Source organism: Streptomyces sp. S186, from assembly GCF_051603415.1.
In the GTDB taxonomy this organism is placed as follows: domain Bacteria; phylum Actinomycetota; class Actinomycetes; order Streptomycetales; family Streptomycetaceae; genus Streptomyces.
Map to the genome: position 1 here is coordinate 4,765,029 of NZ_CP193932.1, position 18,460 is coordinate 4,783,488.

15 protein-coding genes are annotated in these 18,460 nt (G+C 72.6%); 7 read left to right on the plus strand and 8 right to left on the minus strand.

All coding sequences use genetic code 11. The features are described 5' to 3' along the window. Window positions 1-122: 122 nt before the first annotated feature. The 3 genes from ACRAS8_RS20620 (at window position 123) to ACRAS8_RS20630 (ending at window position 4,355) form a co-directional block, all read left to right on the plus strand. Window positions 123-947, plus strand: a complete 825-nt coding sequence (locus tag ACRAS8_RS20620) for a TIGR03619 family F420-dependent LLM class oxidoreductase (RefSeq protein ID WP_438487471.1) — start codon at window positions 123-125, stop codon at window positions 945-947. 229 nt (window positions 948-1,176) lie between these two features. Next, complete coding sequence (locus ACRAS8_RS20625; protein ID WP_438487472.1) at window positions 1,177-1,578, plus strand: VOC family protein; 402 nt, start codon at window positions 1,177-1,179, stop codon at window positions 1,576-1,578. Between the two features lie 113 nt (window positions 1,579-1,691). After that, window positions 1,692-4,355: a bifunctional FO biosynthesis protein CofGH gene (locus ACRAS8_RS20630; RefSeq protein WP_438487473.1), complete on the plus strand. Its 2,664-nt coding sequence runs from the start codon at window positions 1,692-1,694 to the stop codon at window positions 4,353-4,355. Between the two features lie 76 nt (window positions 4,356-4,431). Here ACRAS8_RS20630 and ACRAS8_RS20635 read toward each other — a convergent pair whose 3' ends face one another. Continuing rightward, the gene (locus tag ACRAS8_RS20635) at window positions 4,432-4,686 is read right to left on the minus strand and encodes a hypothetical protein (protein ID WP_100606676.1); all 255 of its coding nucleotides are present in this window, start codon (window positions 4,684-4,686) and stop codon (window positions 4,432-4,434) included. A 299-nt stretch (window positions 4,687-4,985) separates the two neighbouring features. On the opposite strand from ACRAS8_RS20635, the gene ACRAS8_RS20640 reads away from it, so the two are divergent. Beyond that, on the plus strand, window positions 4,986-6,104 hold the full coding sequence (locus ACRAS8_RS20640; RefSeq protein ID WP_438487474.1) for an ADP-ribosylglycohydrolase family protein: 1,119 nt from the start codon (window positions 4,986-4,988) through the stop codon (window positions 6,102-6,104). Window positions 6,105-6,638: 534 nt separating this feature from the next. On the opposite strand, the gene ACRAS8_RS20645 is transcribed toward ACRAS8_RS20640, so the two are convergent. The 5 genes from ACRAS8_RS20645 to ACRAS8_RS20665 form a co-directional block, all read right to left on the minus strand. After that, a complete protein-coding gene (locus ACRAS8_RS20645) occupies window positions 6,639-7,244 on the minus strand; it encodes a DUF2690 domain-containing protein (RefSeq protein WP_438487475.1) in 606 nt (201 codons plus the stop codon). Window positions 7,245-7,363: 119 nt separating this feature from the next. Continuing rightward, window positions 7,364-8,614, minus strand: a complete 1,251-nt coding sequence (locus ACRAS8_RS20650; RefSeq protein ID WP_438487476.1) for a PLP-dependent aminotransferase family protein — start codon at window positions 8,612-8,614, stop codon at window positions 7,364-7,366. A gap of 249 nt (window positions 8,615-8,863) precedes the next feature. After that, entirely contained in the window at window positions 8,864-9,073 is a 210-nt protein-coding gene (locus ACRAS8_RS20655) for a DUF397 domain-containing protein (RefSeq protein ID WP_018538654.1), read from the minus strand. Window positions 9,074-9,304: 231 nt separating this feature from the next. After that, window positions 9,305-10,171 (minus strand): helix-turn-helix domain-containing protein, encoded by an 867-nt coding sequence (locus ACRAS8_RS20660; protein ID WP_438487477.1) that lies wholly within the window; start codon window positions 10,169-10,171, stop codon window positions 9,305-9,307. 310 nt (window positions 10,172-10,481) lie between these two features. Next, complete coding sequence (locus ACRAS8_RS20665) at window positions 10,482-11,255, minus strand: GOLPH3/VPS74 family protein (RefSeq protein WP_438487478.1); 774 nt, start codon at window positions 11,253-11,255, stop codon at window positions 10,482-10,484. A 262-nt stretch (window positions 11,256-11,517) separates the two neighbouring features. Between ACRAS8_RS20665 and ACRAS8_RS20670 the strand changes: the two genes are divergently transcribed. Both ACRAS8_RS20670 and ACRAS8_RS20675 read left to right on the plus strand, forming a co-directional pair. Next, on the plus strand, window positions 11,518-14,172 hold the full coding sequence (locus ACRAS8_RS20670) for a D-alanyl-D-alanine carboxypeptidase (RefSeq protein WP_438487479.1): 2,655 nt from the start codon (window positions 11,518-11,520) through the stop codon (window positions 14,170-14,172). 260 nt (window positions 14,173-14,432) lie between these two features. Then, window positions 14,433-15,908, plus strand: coding sequence for a glycosyltransferase family 39 protein (locus ACRAS8_RS20675; protein WP_438487480.1), 1,476 nt, complete (start codon window positions 14,433-14,435; stop codon window positions 15,906-15,908). Window positions 15,909-15,985: 77 nt separating this feature from the next. Here the strand turns inward: ACRAS8_RS20675 and ACRAS8_RS20680 are convergent, their stop codons facing one another. Then, a complete protein-coding gene (locus tag ACRAS8_RS20680) occupies window positions 15,986-16,750 on the minus strand; it encodes an ArsR/SmtB family transcription factor (RefSeq protein WP_438487481.1) in 765 nt (254 codons plus the stop codon). Between the two features lie 63 nt (window positions 16,751-16,813). Between ACRAS8_RS20680 and ACRAS8_RS20685 the strand changes: the two genes are divergently transcribed. Further along, window positions 16,814-17,827 carry an isocitrate lyase/PEP mutase family protein gene (locus ACRAS8_RS20685; protein WP_438487482.1) on the plus strand — a complete coding sequence of 338 codons (1,014 nt, stop codon included), beginning with the start codon at window positions 16,814-16,816 and terminating at the stop codon, window positions 17,825-17,827. Window positions 17,828-17,848: 21 nt separating this feature from the next. On the opposite strand, the gene ACRAS8_RS20690 is transcribed toward ACRAS8_RS20685, so the two are convergent. Next, window positions 17,849-18,130: a hypothetical protein gene (locus tag ACRAS8_RS20690; RefSeq protein WP_438487483.1), complete on the minus strand. Its 282-nt coding sequence runs from the start codon at window positions 18,128-18,130 to the stop codon at window positions 17,849-17,851. Window positions 18,131-18,460: the final 330 nt, after the last annotated feature.

Here is an 18,460-nt window from a genome sequence, read left to right on the forward strand (position 1 = left end):
TGGATAACTCGCGGACGGTGCGGCAACATGCGGGCACTCAACCCGGAACATGCGGTCACTCCACCTCGCCAGACGACCCCGCCCGACCACCCCACCCACGCCCGACGCGGAGGTACCCCAGCATGCGGATCGCGACCACGATCTTCCTGACCGATGAGACGATCCGGCCGGTCCGGCTGGCCCACGAGCTGGAACAGCGCGGCTTCGACGGCCTGTATCTGCCCGAGCACACCCACATCCCCGTCTGCCGGGACACCCCGGCGCCCATGGGCGACCCGCTGCCCCGTGAATACGGCCGCACCCTCGACCCGTTCGTCGCCCTCGGCCAGGCCGCCGCGGTCACCGAGCGGCTCCGCCTGGGCACCGGCATCACCCTCGTCGCCCAGCACGACCCGATCGACCTCGCCAAGCGGATCGCGACCCTGGACCACCTCTCCGGCGGCCGCTTCACCCTCGGCGTCGGCTACGGCTGGAACGTCGAGGAGGCCGCCGACCACGGGGTGGAGTGGTCGTCCCGGCGGGCGTTGGTCCGCGACCGGCTGGCGCTGATGCGTGCCCTGTGGGCCGACGAACCCACCGGCTACGAGGGCGCGTTCGGCTCCGTCCGCGCCTCCTTCGCCCACCCCAAGCCGGCCGGCGGCGCACCGCGCGTCCTGCTGGGCGGCGCGGCCGGCCCCAGGCTCCTGGCGGAGATCGCGGCCTCCGCGGACGGCTGGCTGCCCATCGGTGGCGGCGGCCTCTCGAAGACCCTCCCGGCCCTGCGGCGCGCCTGGGCGGACGCCGGCCGCACGGGGGCGCCCGAGGTGGTCCCGTACGCGGTCCGCCCCACCCCCGGCAAGCTGTCGCACTACCGGGACCTAGGCCTGCGCGAAGTGGTCCTCCAGCTGCCGCCGGCCGGGGAGGCGGAGGTCCTGCGGGCGCTGGACGACTACGCGCAGTACCTGTGAGCGCAGCGCTCGTGCGCGACGCCGGTCAGTGACGCACGACGCCGGTCAGTGACTAGGACCACCGCCGTACGGCCTCCCGCACGGGGCCGGTACCACAGACCGATCCGGTCGGACGCGTCCCGGCGTAGCGTCGTTGGTGAAGGCACAGATGACAGATGAAGGCACAACGGACCGCACTCCCGACTTCCGACTCGGAGACCATCCGCTCTCGGAGACCAAAGGAGACGCCATGCCCCTCCTCGACCACACCATCGTGCACAGCAAGGACCGTTTCGCCTCGGCCCGTTTCCTCGCGGCGTTGCTGGACGCCCCCGAACCCAAGGCGTACGGCCCGTTCGCGGCGCTCAAGATGGACAACGGGGTGACCCTCGACTACGCGGAGCACGTCGCCGGCGACAGGGAGTTCGTCCCCACGCACTACGCGTTCCTGGTGACGGAGGAGGAGTTCGACGGGATCCTGGCCCGCATCCAGGAGCGCGAGCTGCCCTACTGGGCCGATCCGATGCACAGCAGGCCGCAGGAGATCAATCACCGCGACGGCGGGCGGGGCGTCTACGTCGACGATCCCGACGGCCACGCCATGGAGTTCCTGACCCGGACGTACTCCGAGGAACTGCTGAACTCGCTGTGACAGCAGGGGTGAACGCCCTGGCGGAGACCACCTCCGTTTGACGTGATCAGTGGCACATCGATCGCCCGCCTTCCGGCAGCGGAGATGTCGGTGGTCGCTCGTATGCTCGGGGCATGACTTCGCGCGCGCAGGGATCCGACCAGGGGTCGCACCGGGGATCTGACCAGGCATCGGGCCGGGCCGGCCAGGGTGGGGCGGCCCCGCGGCCGACGGCCAACGCCATGCGCCGGGCGCTCAAGCGGGCCCGGGACGGCGTGGCGCTGGACGTCACCGAGGCCGCGGTGCTCCTCCAGGCGCGCGGCGAGGATCTGGAGACGCTGTGCGCCTCGGCGGCCCGGGTGCGCGACGCGGGCCTGGAGGCCGCCGGCCGCCCCGGTGTCATCACGTATTCCAAGAGCGTCTTCATCCCCCTGACGCGCCTGTGCCGCGACAAGTGCCACTACTGCACCTTCGCCACCGTCCCCGGCAAGCTCCGTCGGGCCGGGCACGGGATGTTCATGTCGCCGGACGAGGTGCTGGCGATCGCCCGCCGCGGCGCCGAACTCGGCTGCAAGGAAGCCCTGATCACCCTCGGGGACAAGCCAGAGGAGCGCTGGCCCGAGGCGCGCGAGTGGCTGGCGGCCGAGGGGTACGACGACACCATCGCCTATGTCCGCGCCATCGCGATCCGCATCCTGGAGGAGACCGGGCTGCTGCCCCACCTCAATCCGGGCGTGCTGTCCTGGACGGACTTCCAGCGGCTCAAGCCCGTCGCCCCGTCGATGGGCATGATGCTGGAGACCACCGCCGAGCGCCTGTGGAGCGAGCCCGGCGGCCCCCACTACGGCTCGCCGGACAAGGAGCCCGCCGTGCGGCTGCGCGTCCTGGAGGACGCCGGGCGCAGCTCCGTCCCGTTCACCAGCGGCCTGCTGATCGGCATCGGGGAGACGTACGAGGAGCGCGCCGAGTCGCTGTTCGCGCTGCGCCGGATCTCCCGCGCCTACCACGGCGTCCAGGAACTGATCATGCAGAACTTCCGCGCCAAACCGGACACGGCGATGCGCGGCATGCCCGACGCCGAGCTGGACGAGCTGGTCGCCACGGTGGCCGTCGCCCGGCACATCATGGGCCCGGCCGCCTGCCTCCAGGCGCCGCCCAATCTGGTGGACGAGGAGTACGGCCGGCTGATCCGGGCCGGCATCGACGACTGGGGCGGCGTCTCCCCGCTCACCCCCGATCACGTCAACCCCGAGCGCCCCTGGCCGCAGATCGACGCACTCGCCGAGAAGTCCGCCGCCGAGGGCTTCCGGATGCGCGAACGCCTCGCGGTCTACCCGGAGTTCGTCCAGCGCGGCGAGCCCTGGCTGGACCCGCGGCTGCTGCCCCACGTCACCGCCCTCGCCGACCCGGAGACGGGCCTGGCCAGGGAGGACGCCGTGGTGACGGGGCGCCCCTGGCAGGAGCCCGACGAGGGGTTCGTCGCCTCCGGCCGCACCGACCTGCACCGCACCATCGACACCGAGGGCCGCACCGCCGACCGCCGGGACGACTTCGACGAGGTCTACGGCGACTGGGCGGCGCTGCGCGAGGCCGCCGCCCCCGGCATGGTGCCCTCCCGTCTGGACGGCGATGTCCGGCAGGCCCTCTCGCAGGCCGCCGACGACCCGACGAAGCTCACCGACGCCGAGGCGCTCGCCCTGCTGCACGCCGACGGCCCGGCGCTGGACGCGCTCTGCCGGATCGCCGACGACCTGCGCCGCGCCACGGTCGGCGACGACGTCACCTACATCGTCACCAGGAACATCAACTTCACCAACGTCTGCTACACGGGCTGCCGTTTCTGCGCCTTCGCCCAGCGCCGCACCGACGCCGACGCCTACACCCTCTCCCTCTCCCAGGTCGCCGACCGCGCCCAGCAGGCGTGGGACGTGGGCGCGGTGGAGGTCTGCATGCAGGGAGGCATCCACCCCGACCTGCCGGGCACGGCGTACTTCGACATCGCCCGCGCGGTGAAGGAGCGGGTCCCCGGCATGCATGTGCACGCCTTCTCGCCGATGGAGGTGGTCAACGGGGCGACCCGCACCGGCCTTTCCATCCGGGAGTGGCTGAGCGAGGCCAAGGCCGCGGGCCTGGACAGCATCCCCGGCACCGCCGCGGAGATCCTCGACGACGAGGTCCGCTGGGTCCTCACCAAGGGCAAACTCCCCACCGCCACCTGGGTCGAGGTCATCAAGACCGCCCACGAGCTGGGCATCCGCTCCTCGTCGACGATGATGTACGGCCATGTGGACCAGCCCCGCCACTGGCTCGGCCACCTCCGGCTGCTGGCCGAGATCCAGCAGTCCGCGGTGTCCAAGGGCGTGGGCGGCTTCACCGAGTTCGTCACGCTGCCCTTCATCCACACCAACGCCCCCGTCTATCTGGCCGGTATCGCCCGCCCCGGCCCCACCACCCGCGACAACCGCGCGGTGACGGCGATGGCCCGCATCCTGCTCCACCCGCACGTCACCAACATCCAGACCAGCTGGGTGAAGCTCGGCACGGAGGGCGCCGCGGAGATGCTGCGCTCCGGTGCCAACGACCTCGGCGGCACCCTGATGGAGGAGACCATCTCCCGTATGGCGGGGTCGAGTTACGGCTCCTACCGCTCCATCCGGGATCTGGTCGGCATCGCCGAGCTGGCCGGCCGCCCGGCCCGTCCCCGGACGACGACCTACGCCGACGTCCCCGCCGAGCGCCGGGCCGCCGCGCTGGCGTCCGACGGCCATCTGCCGGAGCTGCTGCCCGTCGTGGAGTAGGGGGCAGCGGCCCGCGGTCCGCTGCGGGCCCGGCCTGGCGGGGCGGCGCCTGCTCCTGCCCGCCGGGCCCGGTGCCTCACTCCCCGCCGTGCTCCGCCTCGTGCTGGAGGATGCACTGCTGCCACTGCGAGAGGGCCTCCTCGCGGTCCCCGCCGGCGTCCTGCGCGGCGACGATCAGCGCATCCGCGGCCATGGCGGCCAGCCGTACCGCGACATGGCACACATCGCGCTGGGGGAGCGGCCGGAGGAGTTCCACCGCGCCGTCGCTGTCGCCGGACAGTGCCGAGGCGACGACGGCCATCGTCGTGCGATCCCACTCGTACTCGGACATGGGGAGAGCATGCCCAGCGGACGGATCCCCCATCATCGAACGCTTGGCCGGAGAGGGAACGCGCCAGTTGACCGCCGTCCGGGGCCGCGCCCGATAGCTCCCGTACGTGCCCGCTGCCGGGCGAGGCCATGGCGTCCCCCGTTGAGGGGCGGACGGTGGGCCGTCCCGCCCGCCCCATCACGATACGAAGCTGAAACAAACCCGGCCCAGTTCCGATCATTCCCGGTCGATACAGTGCTGAGCCAGGGGCAAACCGCAAGGCCCCGAACTGTCGAGGCCGAGCGGAGCGAGGTGTGGACATGGGCGCAGCGGCGGGCGGCACCGCCATCTGGGGCCGCGCCGAACAGCAGGACTTCCGCAGCCGGGTGCGCGGCTGCCTGCTGGGCGGCGCCATCGGGGACGCGCTCGGCGCGGCCGTCGAGTTCGACTCCCTGGACGCGATCCGCGAGGCACACGGCCAGAAGGGCGTGACCGGCATGGTGCCCGCCTTCGGGCGCCGCGGCGCGGTCACCGACGACACCCAGATGACGCTCTTCACCGTGGACGGCCTGATCCGCGCCCAGGTCCGCCGCGACACCGGCGCCTGGCACCCGCCCACCGACGTCCACCGCGCCTACCTCCGCTGGGCCGCCACCCAGCGCGACTGGGGCCCCGACGAGCGCAAGGAGGACGACGGCTGGCTCGCCCGCGAGGAGTGGCTCTACGCCCGCCGCGCCCCCGGCCGGGCCTGTCTGAGCGGCCTCGGCGACGAGGTGATGGGCACCCTCGACCAGCCGAAGAACCCGGACTCCAAGGGCTGCGGCGCGGTGATGCGCTCCGCGCCGTTCGGCCTGCTCGTCGGCTGGGAACCGCAGCTGGTCTTCCAACTCGCCGTCGAGTGCGCGGCGCAGACCCACGGCCACCCCACCGGCTACCTCGCGGCCGGCGCGTTCGCCGTGATCAGCCACGCCCTGGCGCGCGGCGAGGACCTCGACGGCGCCGTCCAGAAGGCCCTGGCCCACCTCGCCACCCGCACCGGCCACGAGGAGACCACCGACGCCCTCAAACGCGCGCTGGGCGCCGTACGGCAGGGGATGCCGACGGCCGCCCGGGTCGAGTCGCTGGGCGAGGGCTGGACGGCCGAGGAGGCACTGTCCATCGGCGTGTACTGCGCGCTGGTCGCCGAGGACGTCCGGCACGGTCTGCTGCTCGCCGTCAACCACGGCGGCGACAGCGACTCCACCGGCTCCGTCTGCGGCAACCTCCTGGGCACCCTGCACGGCGAGACCGCGCTCCCCCCGGACTGGCTGGTCGAAGTGGAGGGCCGTGCCACGATTCTCCAACTCGCCGATGATTTCGCCATGGAGATGACGCAGGGGCCTACCCTGCACGGGCCCGCGGGGTCGGCGGCGGGGTGGCTGGCGCGGTACCCCCGCTGAGCGCTGCGCTTGGCTGGCTTCCCACGTAGCCGGCTTTCCCGCCGTAGGGGTTCGCCCTTGCGCCTGACGGCGCGTTTCCCGGCCCGCTTCGCGGGCTGGTTGTCCGCTGCGCGGGGCTGTCGGGTGCGGTGACGGGCCTCCGGGGGTGGTGTGCCGGACTGCTTCGCTTTACGTCCGGCACACCACCCCCTCCGACCCGTCCCCTCCCGTTGAGGGTCATGAAGACGGTGGGAGGGGGCTGACCTCAGTGGTCCTCTGACGGCTGCTCATCAAGTGGACGTCACCCGTCAGCAGACAGTCACCCATCAGCTCGGAGCCTGCACTGGCCCACCGGGCGCGCGCCCCAACGCACCTGGAAACCACCCATCAAACGGGAGGGGACGGGTCGGAGGGGCAGGGGGTGTGTCCGGACGTAAAGCGACAGCAGTCCGGACACACCCCCTGCCCCGGAGGCCCGGCACCGCGGCCGAACAGCCCCGCGCAGCGGACAACGATCCCGCCGTCAGGCGGGCACCGCGCCGCCAGGCGCAAAAACTACTGCCACGCTGACCCCGCCGTCGCCTCGAAGCAGTACTTCACCCACGAGCGGGCCCGCTCAGGACTACTCGTCGGCACCGCACAGAACCGCACCCGGAAGGTGCCGCCCACCGACGCCATCGGCGTGAAGACATCATGGTTCGCGCTGATGAGTGCGCTGTGGGACGAGCCGCCCGACACGCTCACCGTGACCGAGTCGCCGACCGTGCCGGCCGTGATCCGGCCCCACACCGCACCGCAGCGCCTGCTGTACCGCAGGTGGAGGCGGATCGGGTTGCCCTCCGTCGGCTCGAAGGTCGCCGCGTCCACCCCGCACCCGGTGGCCTGCGGGTTCTTGCCGTCGCACCCGGTGCCGGGGCAGGAGGGCGGCGGGTCCTCGTAGAGCTTGGGGAGCTGGTCGAAGGCGAACGTGGCGAGCGCGCCGACGACGGACGTCACCACGCCCACCACCAGGGCGTGCCGGGCGTGCGCGCGCAGCCAGCGCCCGGCTGCGCGGAGCCGCCGGCCGGCGCCGCGCAACAGGGCCCGCAGGCGCCGGGGGAGAGAGGGGGACGGGGGAGTCGGGGGATCCGCGGGATCCCGCACATCGGGGCCACTGGTCATCCGGCCTCCTGAGCGGGCCCTGGGCCATCTGCCCTCGGGGCGAACCGCCGCGGGCGCCGGCCATCGGGCCGTACGCCCCGGAGCGGCTCCCCCGGGGCATATGCCGTGGACTGGACCCTTCAGTATCCGGCCGGGCCGGGCTCGCGGGAAAGCAGATTTTCCGCCGCCGCCAGCCCCGTCCGCAGCCGCCGCAACCCCTCGGCAATCTCCGCCGGCCCATGGGTCACGAACGACAGCCGGATCGCCGCCGGATCCGGCCGCCCGGCGAAGAACGGCGCCCCCGGGACGTACGCCACGTCGTGCCGCACCACCTCCGGCAGGAGCGCGGTCGCGTCGTACCCGGCCGGCAGCGTCGCCCACACGAACATCCCGCCCGCCGGGCGGTTCCACCGCGAGCCCTCGGGGAGCGCCGCGGGCAGCCCGGCCAACAGGGCGTCCCGCCGCTCCCGGTAGGCGTCCCGGACCCGTGCCAGATGCGCGTCCAGGTCCGAGGCCGCCAAGTACCGTGCCGCGGCGGCCTGGTCGACGGTCGAGGTGTGCAGATCGGCGGCCTGCTTGGCGATGGCGCAGGCCCGCCGCAGCCCGGCCGGCGCCCGCAGCGTGCCCAGCCGCAGCCCCGGCGCCATCACCTTGGAGAACGAGCCGAGCAGCGCCGTCCGGTCCTCGGCGCCGGGGAAGGACGCGACCCAGCGCTGCGGCTCGCCCTCGAAGCGCAGCTCGCCGTACGGGTCGTCCTCGGCGATCCACAGCCCGCGCCGCGCGGCGACCTCGGCGACCGCGGCCCGCCGCTCCGCGTTCAGCGTGCGCCCGGTGGGGTTCTGGAACGTCGGTATGAGGTAGAGGAGTTTGGGGTTCTCACGGGCGGCGATCTCGTCCAGCGCCGCCGGGTCCAGTCCCTCGTCGTCGGTCGGCACCGGCACCACCCGCGCGCCCGCGAGGGAGAAGGTCTGCAGCGCCGCCAGATAGCAGGGATCCTCCACCAGCACCACGTCGCCCGGCTCCAGCAGGGCCGTGGCCAGCAGCGTCAGCCCCTGCTGGGAACCGGTGGTGACCAGCAGGTCGTCGGCGTCGGTGGGCAGCCCGCGCGCCGTGGTGCGCGCCGCGACGGCCGCCCGCAGCGCCGGATCGCCCTCACTGGTCGAGTACTGCAGGACCCGCCGCGGCGCCTGCGCCAGCACCTCCCGGAACGCCGTGGATATCCCCTCGGCGTCGAAGAGTTCGGGCGCCGGCAGCCCGCCGGCGAACGAGATCACCTCGGGCCGTGCGGTCAGCGCCAGGATGTCGCGTACGGGCGAGCTGCCGGTCCGGGCCGCCCGCGCGGCGAGCTCGGGCACCGGGGCGGAGGCAAGGCGCGGGGCCGGGTTCGACATGGCAGCTCCAATTCGCTCGTGGTCCGCTCGCTCGTGAGCTGCGTTAACCACCGTTAGCTGTGGGCGGCAGGAAGCTTAGACGTTTTCCGGCCACCCGGGCAGAGCTGCCCGCATGCTGAACCTGAACGCGGACATGGCCGAGCCCCCTCGGCCGGGACGGCGATCCAGTCGAGAGGGCTCGTTTCCGCGTGGGTCTCACACGGATTGCCGCGTGGGTGTCACACGGACCGTGGTCGGTGACGACGCGGTTCAGGAGAGGTCGAACGCGCCCGTGGCGACGTCCGAAACGAAGCTGTTCCAGGAGGCGTTGTCGAAGGTGAGGCGCACACCGTCGGGGACCTTGGAGTCACGCACCGCGATGGCCGCAGTGGACGGCGTGGCGATCTCCACGCAGGCGCCGTTGCCGCCGGAGTACGAGGACTTGGTCCAGGAGAACGCGGAATTGGGCTGAACGGCCATGTTCACTCCATCTTACTCTGAGTTACCGCGGATTCGGTGAGAACGACGCTACGCGCCAACATCACCGGCCGCAGAGGGCCGTTCACCCGTCCGAATGGCGTATTCCGTGATCCCTTTTCAGGCCAGCTGGCTCAGGTGTACCGTGCGACCCCGTTCACCGGAATTCAACATTCCGGGCTCCCGGGGCCGCCGCTCCCGCCCCATCGGTCACACCACGACCTCGACACGACATCAACTCGTGGCATCCGCATGCCGCTTGGCGGCCTCCGCGATGAACTCGCGGCTCGCGTCGGCGCTCAGCGCCTGCGCCCGCAGATGCTCGTACATGATGGTGTATTTGTGCACATCGTTGGTCTTCTCCAGATAGAGGTCGCTGGTGACACCCTCGATGTAGACCACGCTGGAATCCGCGGCGTCGTCGAACTCCAGGATCGAGAACGTCCCCGACATCCCGGCGTGCGCACCGGCGCCATAGGGCAGCACCTGCACCGTCACATGCGGCAGCCTGCTCACCTCGACGAGGTGCTCCAGCTGCTCGCGCATGATCAGGTGGCTGCCGACCACCCGCCGCAGCGCGCTCTCGTCCAGTACGACCCACAGCCGCAGCGGCCGCTCCGGGTCCCGGACCCGGTCCTGGCGCTTCATCCGCACCTGGATGCGCTTGTCCAGATCCTCCGGCGCCAGCTCCGGGACCGCGCCCGGGATGACCGCCTCCGCGTACCCCGGCGTCTGCAGCAGACCGGGCACCAGCAGGGACTCGTACGTCCGCAGTGACGCCGCCTCGGTCTCCAGACCGATGTAGACGCTGTACGGAATGTCGCCGAAGGCGTGCCACCAGCCCTGCTGGCGGGAATCCTTGGCCATCTGCATCAGCGAATCCACTATCCGGCGGTCCTCGACCTCGTAGACCCCGCACAGGTCGCGGACATCGCGCTGGCTGATGCTGCGGCGGCCGTTCTCGAGTCGGCTGATCTTCGACTGGGAGACCAGCAGCCGCTCGGCCACCTGCTCCGCCGTCAGGCCCTTGTCCTCCCGGAGCCTGCGCAGCTCCTGGCCCAATCGGCGTCGCCTGACGGTCGGGTTGACGTTGGACGCCACGGTACGTGCACCTCCGGCTCCGTACTGCTTCATTTCCTGTTGAGCAGACTGCCACTTCCCGTGGACGGCGCGCAGTCAAATGAACACAGTAGGCGAGCGCACATGTGCACGGGGTGGCAGACCGGGCCGTCGTCCGAACGGTCCGGCCCGCCACCCCGTGCTTCTCACTGCGGCTCCCGAACGGGTCCGGGAAGGGGTGCTGCGGTGACGCTGACGGGCGCGCCCGGGTGTGCGGGCGCGGCCCTGGTGGTGCGCGGTGGTGCGTGTGGGTGCGCGGTGGTACCCGGCGTGTCCCGCGGTGCCGGCGGCCTCAGCGGGCGCCGACCCGCGCCATGCTGCCGTGCCCGTGCCCGTGTCGCCGTGACTGGCCGGGTACGCCGGCCGTGTCGGACGTCGCGCGGCCCGACGTCTTCCGGGGTGCCGTCCCGCCGCCCGGTCCCGAGCCCCGGCGCGGCTGTGCGGCGACGCCGTTCTGCACGTCCATGACCGCGTGTGCGACCAGGCCGCCCATCGGGTCGTGCCGGATCAGATCCCTCAGACGGGAGCGCGATGACCGCCCCTCGTTCCCTGGGTAGAGGTGCTTGCCGAGGCCGACCGCGTGGGCCAGTGCGGCGAGCGCCGCGGTCCGCGGGTCCGGTGGGACGCCGGTGCGGATCGCGTTGTCGAGCCGGGCCCTGATCTCCCGGCTGATGGCCGTCTCCGTCGCCTGGTAGCGCGTCGTCGGCAGTACCCCGCACATCTGGCCCGCCACGGCATGCACCATGCCGCACCGTTCGAGATGGGTGAGGTACGTCTGGCGCAGCCCCAGCCGGGGCCCGCCGATCCAGTGGACCGCGCGCACCGGACTGCCGCGACGGCGCAGCAGTTCGAGTGCGGAGTCCAGAGTCGGATCTCCTGTCGGCCGTGCCATCACCACGGCGATACGATCCCCGTCTGGGGCTATCCGTCCTGCCAGGGCCAGCTCCACTAGCTGGGCCCCGGCCAGGCCGAGGTCGAGCGACTGCGGCTGTGCTGTGGTGCCCGTGGCCGGGTCCAAAGCCAGCAGCAGAAGCTCCTCCGGAATTGTTCTGCGGCTCCTGCCCATCCAAGCCTCCCCGCGTGGATGAATGACAGGGTGACCCCTCTCACATTCATCTGTCGAGGGTGCGTGGGGGGTTCGATAGGGAACCGGTAGGTATGTCGTTCTCGTCTAGCAGGTCGGCGACACCTTCCGAGGGGCGCGGCCGATACCGGTTCGCGTGGCGGTGCGAGGCGGCAGCTCGGACACAGGAGACTTGGGAACACTGGTTCCGTTCGGTACCAGGTGGCACCAGGCAGGGCAGTGCGACGTAGTGAAGGAGACATCGGTGGCGGGCGAGTCCCCCGACAAGTCGGACAAGAAGTCGGGCAAGGAGCAGTCGTCGGGGGAGACGGCGCGCACCGAACGGGACCCGCGGCTGGCGGTCCTCCGCGAGGAGCGGGGCGAACGGGACGGCGCGGGGGAGACCGGGAAGAGCGGGAAGAACGGCAGCGGCGGCGGCAAGGGCGCTGCGAAGGGTCCGGCGAAGGCTGCGGTGAAGGCCGGGAGTTCCGGGAAGGGGGGCTCCGAGGCCGAGACCGCGGCTGAGGCCGGGGCTGAGTCCGCGGCTGCGGCCGGGGCCGCTGAGAAGGCTGTGAAGGCTCCTGAGGAGGCTCAGGAGGCCGCCAAGGGCGGTGCCGAGGGTGCGGCCGAAGCCGAGAGTGGTGCTGGTCGTCCTCGGGGCGGCGCGTCCGCGGATGCGAAGGGCGAGCCGGCGGACGGCGAGCCTGCGGAGAGCGCCGAGCCTGGCGGGAAGGCCGAGTCTTCCGGGGAGGTCAAGGCTGCTGGGAAGCCTGCTGAGGCCAAGGCCGTCGACCAGGCGACCGCCGTCTTCAAGATGGTCGAGCCGAAGAAGGCCGGTGAATCGAAGAAGGCCGGCGCGGAGCAGGGCAAGGGCGGGAGTGCCGGGGAGGCGCCCGCCGATGACGCGACGCGGGTGTTTGCCGTAGCGAAGAACGGAAAGCCGGGGGCGTCCGGGAAGGGCGCCGCGGAGGGGCCCGTCGACCAGCCGACCGCGGTCTTCAAGCTCGGTAAGGACGCCGAAGCGGAGGACTCCGACGGTAAGGCCGGTCAGGACGCCAAGGCCGAGGGGGGCGACGCCAAGGAAAAGGGCGCTGCCGCCGGTGTCGCCGGGGCCGATGAGCGGGATGCCGAGCGGACCAGCCAGTTCGTGGCGCTGAAGTCGTCGGACGACGGCTCGGCGGAGCGGTCGATCGGCAAGACCGCGCCCCGGACCCCGCTCCGTAAGCCCGGCAGCACCGAAGAGTCCAAGCAGGACCAGGAGAAGGGCCAGGAGAAGGACGGCGAGGCCGCGGCGGGTGCCACCAAGGGTGCGGCGTCGGCCGGCGCCGCGGCGAAGGCGCCTGAGAAGTCCCCTGAGAAGGCTCCCGACAAGGCGCCCGAGAAGGCTGCCGACAAGGCGGGCGAGAAGGCGGGCGAGAAGGCGGGCGACAAGTCCGCCGCGGGCAAGGCGCCCGGTGCCATGCCGCCCGCCGCGCCGCCGAAGCCGGAACGCAAGCCCGACGCCGGTGCCGCCCCGGCTTCCGCCACGGGCACCGCCGCCACAGGCGCCACCGCCGAGGCCGGCGCGTCCGCGGCCGAGGCCGAATCCGAGCGGACCCGTCAGGAGCCGCTGCCGCCGCTCGACCTGCTGGCGAAGCTCACCAACACCCCGCCGCCGCCCGAGACCAAGCTGCGCACCGTCGTCCGGCGGTTCAAGATCTGGACCCCGTTGGTGGTGCTGCTGTTGATCGTCTTCGCGGTCGTCCAGGCGGTGCGGCCGCTGCCCGGCCCGACGCTGGTCCTCGGCGACGCCAAGTCCTCGTTCACCTTCGCGGGCGGCAAGCTCTCCATCCCGTGGCCCGCGCAGGGGCAGGCGGCGGTCAAGGTCGTGGGCTCCGGCGACGTGGGCACGTTCGGTGAGCAGAAGCCGGTGCCGACCGCCAGTGTCGCCAAGATCATGACGGCCTACGTCATCCTCAAGGAGCACCCGCTCAAGAAGGACGAGAAGGGTCCGCAGATCGAGGTCGACGCCAAGGCGGTGGCCGAGGGCAACGCCGAGGGCGAGTCGCGGATCGAGGGGCTCAAGGAGGGGCAGAAGTTCAGCGAGCAGGACATGCTCAAGATGCTGATGATCCCGTCCGGCAACAACATCGCCCGGCTGCTGGGCCGTTGGGACTCCCACTCCGATAGCCATGCGGCGTTCGTCAAGAAGATGAACGCGGCCGCCAAGGACCTGGGGATGACCAACACCACCTACACGGACCCCAGTGGCCTGGACGCCAAGACGGTGAGCACCGCCGTCGACCAGATCAAGCTGGCCGAGGCCGTCATGAAGTTCGACGCCTTCCGGCCGATCGTGGCGATGCCCAACGCCGAGATCCCGGGCCTGCCGAAGCGGATCAACAACAACAACGACAACCTGCTGCTGGCCGGGATGAGCATCAAGGGCATCAAGACCGGTTCCAGCACGCCGGCCGGTGGCACGCTGTCCTGGGCGGCCTACAAGACCGTGGACGGCAAGGACAGGCTGATACTGGGCGCGATGATGGACCAGCACTTCAAGGGTCTGGACCCCAACGCCTCCAACAGCCTCACCATGGTCAAGGACAACAGCAAGAAGGTCATCGAGGCGGTGCGCTCCGCGCTGACCTCGGCCACGGCGGTGAAGAAGGGGCAGGTCGTCGGTTACGTCGACGACGGCCTGGACGGGCTGACGCCGGTCGTCGCCACCAAGGACCTGAGCGCGGTCGGAGTGCCGGGCCAGAAGCTGGAGTTGAGCGTCGACAGCGGCGGCAAGGCCGTTCCGCACGAGGCGAAGGCCGGGACCGTCGTCGGCGAGCTGACCGTCGGCAACGGCGCGAGCCGGCAGAAGGTGCCGGTGGCGCTCCAGTCGGACCTGGCCAAGCCCACGTTCGGCGCCAAGCTGACGCGACTGGGCTGAGATGACGGCCGGACGGCCGGGTGGATGGCCAGCATCCCCCGGCCGTCCGGCCGTTTTCCGTTTGCCTTTCCCTTTCCCTTTCCTCTCTCTCGGCGGTCGTTGTCCGCCGCCCCCTGATGTGACCGGAGCCCGCCATCGACGCGTCACAAGCGCCGCAGCAGCAATCGCAGCAGTCGTCGGCCGGCGCCGGGGCGGTCGCCGGCTTCCCGTTCCCCTTCGCCGGTGTCCGTGTCCGTCCCGCGTGGGCCGTGCGGAGTGCGGTGGTACTGGTGCCCGCGGGGCTGATGCTGTTCCTGGGGGCGTGGGGGATCCGCCGCCAGGACGCCATTTGGCGGGACGAGGCGGTCACTTACGACATGGCGCACCGCAGCCTCCCCGACCTGTGGGCGACGCTGCTGCACGTCGACGTCGTGCACGGCCTGTACTACGCGCTGATGCACTGCTGGTTCGCCGTCTACGACGCCACCCTCGGCGACGCCCTCGGCGCGGTGATCGGCCTGCGGCTGCCGTCCGTCGTGGCCATGACGGCCGCCGCGGCCGGGGTGGCCCTGCTCGGACAGCGCCTGGTCGGCCGGCGGGCCGGGCTGTGCGCGGGGCTGACCTTCGCGCTGATCCCGGTCGTCCAGCAGTACGCGCAGGAGGGCCGCTCCTACGCGATGGTCTGCGCCCTGGTGGTCTGGGCCTCGTACCTGCTGGTGGTCGCGTGCGCCCAGGTGCCGCCGCACGGCGGCACCTCCGGTTCGCGCCGCGCGCTGTGGCCGGGCTACGCCGCGCTGATGCTGCTGGCCTGTCTGCTGCACGAGTTCGCGTCGCTGGCGCTGCCCGCGCACGGCGCCGCCGTCGCCCTGGGCCGGCTGCCCCGCCGCGTCCGGCGGTCGTGGAGGTACGCCGCCGGCACCGTCGTCGCCCTGCTCACCCCGGTCGCCGTCTTCAGCACCAGCCAGGCGGCTCAGATCAGTTGGCTGCTGTGGCCGAATCCGGTGCAGCTCCTCACCTTCGCCGTGCTCGCCGTGCTCGGCGGCCTCTGCGCCCGCGTCCCGGTGTGCTCCCGCGGCCCGATCGGCCTGCGCGCCCTCGGCATCCCGCTGCTCCTCCTGCCCACCGTCCTGCTGTTGCTCCTGTCGAACGTCGAGCCCGCCTACGTGGACCGTTACGTCCTCTACTACGTCGCCGGTTTCGCGCTGGTCGCGGGCGCCGCGCTGGCCCGGCTGCTGCGCCCGGCCGGCGAGGCGGGGCAGACCCGCGGCCGGCGGCTGGGGTGGCTGGCCGCGGTGGCGCTGGTGCCGGCCGCCCTGCTGCCCGTGGACGTCCATCTGCGCAGTCCGGACAGCCGGGTCGACGACGTCACCGCGGTCGCCCAGGCCGTCCGGCAGTTGTCCGAACCGGGCGACGGGCTGCTGTTCACGCCGTCCCGCCGCCGAATCTGGAGCGCGACCCGGCCGCACGACTTCCGCGGACTGCGCGATCTGGCCCTGGACCGGAGCCCGGTGGCGTCGCACAGCCTTTACGGGACGGAGGTGTCCGGCGACGAGATCCGCAACCGGATGCTGGCCGGCCGCCGCATCGTGGTCGCCGGCGACCCGGCCGGGCAGCCGCTCGACACCAACGACCAGGAGCTGGCCAAACGGGCCACGCTGCGTTCGGCGTTCGTGGTGTGCCGCAGCACGGAGGTGCGCGGGGCGCGGATCACGCTCTACGCGCGGGTGGGCGGGCCCGGGGGGAGCGGGCGCTGTTGAGCGCTGAGCTGCTGAGGGCTCAGGGCTGAGGGCCGTGGTGCGTGCGGGGTGTTGTGGTGCTGAGGGGCGCGCGTCCGTTACGCCGGGCCGGCCGCCTCCTCGTCGATCCCCAGCAGGTCCCGTAGCGCGGTCGTACCCTCCGGGGTGAGGCGGACCGCGCGGCCGGTGCCGATCCGGCGGATCCAGTGCCGCTCCAGCAGCCGTTCGCAGAGCCGCGCGCCGGCCGTACCGGCGAGGTGCTCGCGGCGTTCGGTCCAGTCCAGGCAGCCGCGGGCCTGCGGGCGGCGGCCGGCGCGGAGCGCTTCGGGCGGGACGCCCAGGGCGTCCTCGAACCACGCCCGGCCGCCGTCGGTGAGCGCGAATCCGCCGCCCTGGTCCAGCAGTCCGCGCCGGATCAGTGCGTCGGTGACGGCGACCCCGAGGCGCCCGGCCAGGTGGTCGTAGCAGGTCCGGCCGCGGGCCAGCGCCGCCGACGCGGTGGCGGCCCGCAGCCCGCGCGGCGCCGCGGCCGGCGGGTCGAGCTGCGCGGTCACCGATTCCAGCAGCTCGGCGACGCGCGGCCCGGCGAGCTGGACGTAACGGTGCCGGCCCTGCCGCCGTTCGACGAGCAGCCCGCCGTCGATCAGCCGGGACACATGCTCGCTCGCGGTCGAGGGCGCCACCCGCGCGTACGCGGCGAGTTCGCCGACCGTCCAGGCCCGCCCGTCGAGCAGCGCCAGGCAGAACGCGGCCCGGGTACGGTCCGCCAGCAGCGCGGCCAGCCGGGCCAGGTCATGGCTGTAGTCGGGCACTGCGGCGCCTGCCGGTTTCGCTGGTGTCCGCTTCCGCTTCGGCGACGTCATGGGTCCATTGTCCGCCGCGACACTTCGGCGAGCGCCGATACGTCATCGTCCTACGGTGCCCGCATGACCAGCGATACGCGCAAGGAAGCGGTACGGCGGCCCGGCCCGCACCGCGCCGACGACGATGCTCACGCCCACGTCCATGCCTGCGCCTTTCACGCCCTCCACCACACCCCCGGCCGCCCGCTGCTGCTCCCCAACGCCTGGGACAGCGCCTCGGCCGCCGCGCTCGCCGCCGCCGGCCACGCCGCGATCGGCACGACCAGCCTGGGCATCGCGGCCGCCCACGGCCACCCGGACGGCGAGGGCCTCCCCGCCGTCCGGGACGCCACGCTCGCCCTGGCCCGCCGGCTCGCGGGCCGGCTGCCCTGCCCGTACACCGTCGACATCGAGGGCGGATTCGGCGGCGGGCCCGTCCAAGTCGCCGAGCTGGCAGTCGAGTTGGCGGACTGCGGCGCGTCCGGGATCAATCTGGAGGACGGACTGCCCGGCAGCGGAGGGCTGCAAGTACCTACCCGCCAGGCCGAGTTGATCGCCGCGGTGAAGGCACGCGTCCCCGACCTCTTCCTCAACGCCCGGATCGACACCCACTGGCTCGCGGACTCCCCGCCGCCCCTGTCGCGGACGCTCGCCCGGGCGGAGACCTACCTGGCCGCCGGCGCGGACGGCATCTTCGTACCGGGCGTCACCGCCGACGCCGACATCAGGGTGCTCGTCCGCGAGATCGCCGCGCCCCTGAACATCCTCTTCACCCCCGGCCGGCACACCGTTCGCCACCTGGCCGAACTCGGCGTGCGCCGCATCAGCACCGGCTCGCTGCTCTTCCGTACGGCCCTGGGGGCGGCCTGCGCGGCGGCGGACGCGCTCGCGGGGCAGGGGCCGAGTCGTGGCTCCGGGCCCGTCCCGCCGTACGCCATCGACGATGCGCCGGCCTACGGGGAGGTGCAGCACCTGGCCGGAGACGTCGCGACCGGCAGTCGGGGCACTGTCGCGACCGGCCGTCGGGGCACTACCGGAGGTCGGGGTGCTACGGACAAGGCCCGGCAGCGGAGCGGCTCCGCTGCCCGGCCTCGGTGATTCAGCGGGTCCGGTCCGTGATCAGCGGGTCCGGTCCGTCGACGTGTGACGGCGGCGCTGCACCGCGACGCCCACGCCCACCGCGCCCAGCGCCGTGGCGCCGCCGATGACGCCCGCCTTCGGCAGATGCCCGGCCTTCTCGGCGAGGCCGAGCAGCCCCTCGTCGGGGAGGATGACCGACGTCCGGCCGGTCGGGCCGGTGGAGTCGGCGGCGAACGCGGCGCCCGTGGGGAGCAGTAGGACGGCCAGCGCACCGGCGGCGACGGTGGCGGTGCGGATCACGGAGCGGCGCTGCGCACGCATGGGAACTCCTCGACGGGGGCGGCCGGCGGCTGCCCTGGGGTGCGTTACGTGAGAGCACGCTACGGAGCGTCCATAACGGCGACCCGTACGTTGTGTAACAGCCGGCCCCTCCTCTCTGGTCATTCCTGTGACGAAGCTGCGGTCATTCCTGTGAAGCTGTGGTCATTCCTGTGACGAAGCGGGCCCGCCGCCCCGGGCCGCGCCGCCGGAACGGCCGTCTCGAAGATTCCCGAGCCCCGCACCTTGGGTAGCTTGGTCAGGCTATGTCCGCATTTTTCCCTACAGGGAACGCAGCGGCCGCCGGCCCCCGCCCCCGCCGTCCCCGCCACC

What these genes read in the sequence shown, in the direction of transcription:
- ACRAS8_RS20650 (WP_438487476.1), bottom strand. Translation starts at nt 8,614, where the DNA reads ATGTCGAACCCGGCCCCGCGCCTTGCCTCCGCCCCGGTGCCCGAGCTC.
- ACRAS8_RS20680 (WP_438487481.1), bottom strand. Translation starts at nt 16,750, where the DNA reads ATGACGTCGCCGAAGCGGAAGCGGACACCAGCGAAACCGGCAGGCGCC.
- ACRAS8_RS20685 (WP_438487482.1), top strand. Translation starts at nt 16,814, where the DNA reads ATGACCAGCGATACGCGCAAGGAAGCGGTACGGCGGCCCGGCCCGCAC.
- ACRAS8_RS20645 (WP_438487475.1), bottom strand. Translation starts at nt 7,244, where the DNA reads ATGACCAGTGGCCCCGATGTGCGGGATCCCGCGGATCCCCCGACTCCC.
- ACRAS8_RS20620 (WP_438487471.1), top strand. Translation starts at nt 123, where the DNA reads ATGCGGATCGCGACCACGATCTTCCTGACCGATGAGACGATCCGGCCG.
- ACRAS8_RS20640 (WP_438487474.1), top strand. Translation starts at nt 4,986, where the DNA reads ATGGGCGCAGCGGCGGGCGGCACCGCCATCTGGGGCCGCGCCGAACAG.
- ACRAS8_RS20635 (WP_100606676.1), bottom strand. Translation starts at nt 4,686, where the DNA reads ATGTCCGAGTACGAGTGGGATCGCACGACGATGGCCGTCGTCGCCTCG.
- ACRAS8_RS20625 (WP_438487472.1), top strand. Translation starts at nt 1,177, where the DNA reads ATGCCCCTCCTCGACCACACCATCGTGCACAGCAAGGACCGTTTCGCC.
- ACRAS8_RS20655 (WP_018538654.1), bottom strand. Translation starts at nt 9,073, where the DNA reads ATGGCCGTTCAGCCCAATTCCGCGTTCTCCTGGACCAAGTCCTCGTAC.
- ACRAS8_RS20630 (WP_438487473.1), top strand. Translation starts at nt 1,692, where the DNA reads ATGACTTCGCGCGCGCAGGGATCCGACCAGGGGTCGCACCGGGGATCT.
- ACRAS8_RS20690 (WP_438487483.1), bottom strand. Translation starts at nt 18,130, where the DNA reads ATGCGTGCGCAGCGCCGCTCCGTGATCCGCACCGCCACCGTCGCCGCC.
- ACRAS8_RS20665 (WP_438487478.1), bottom strand. Translation starts at nt 11,255, where the DNA reads ATGGGCAGGAGCCGCAGAACAATTCCGGAGGAGCTTCTGCTGCTGGCT.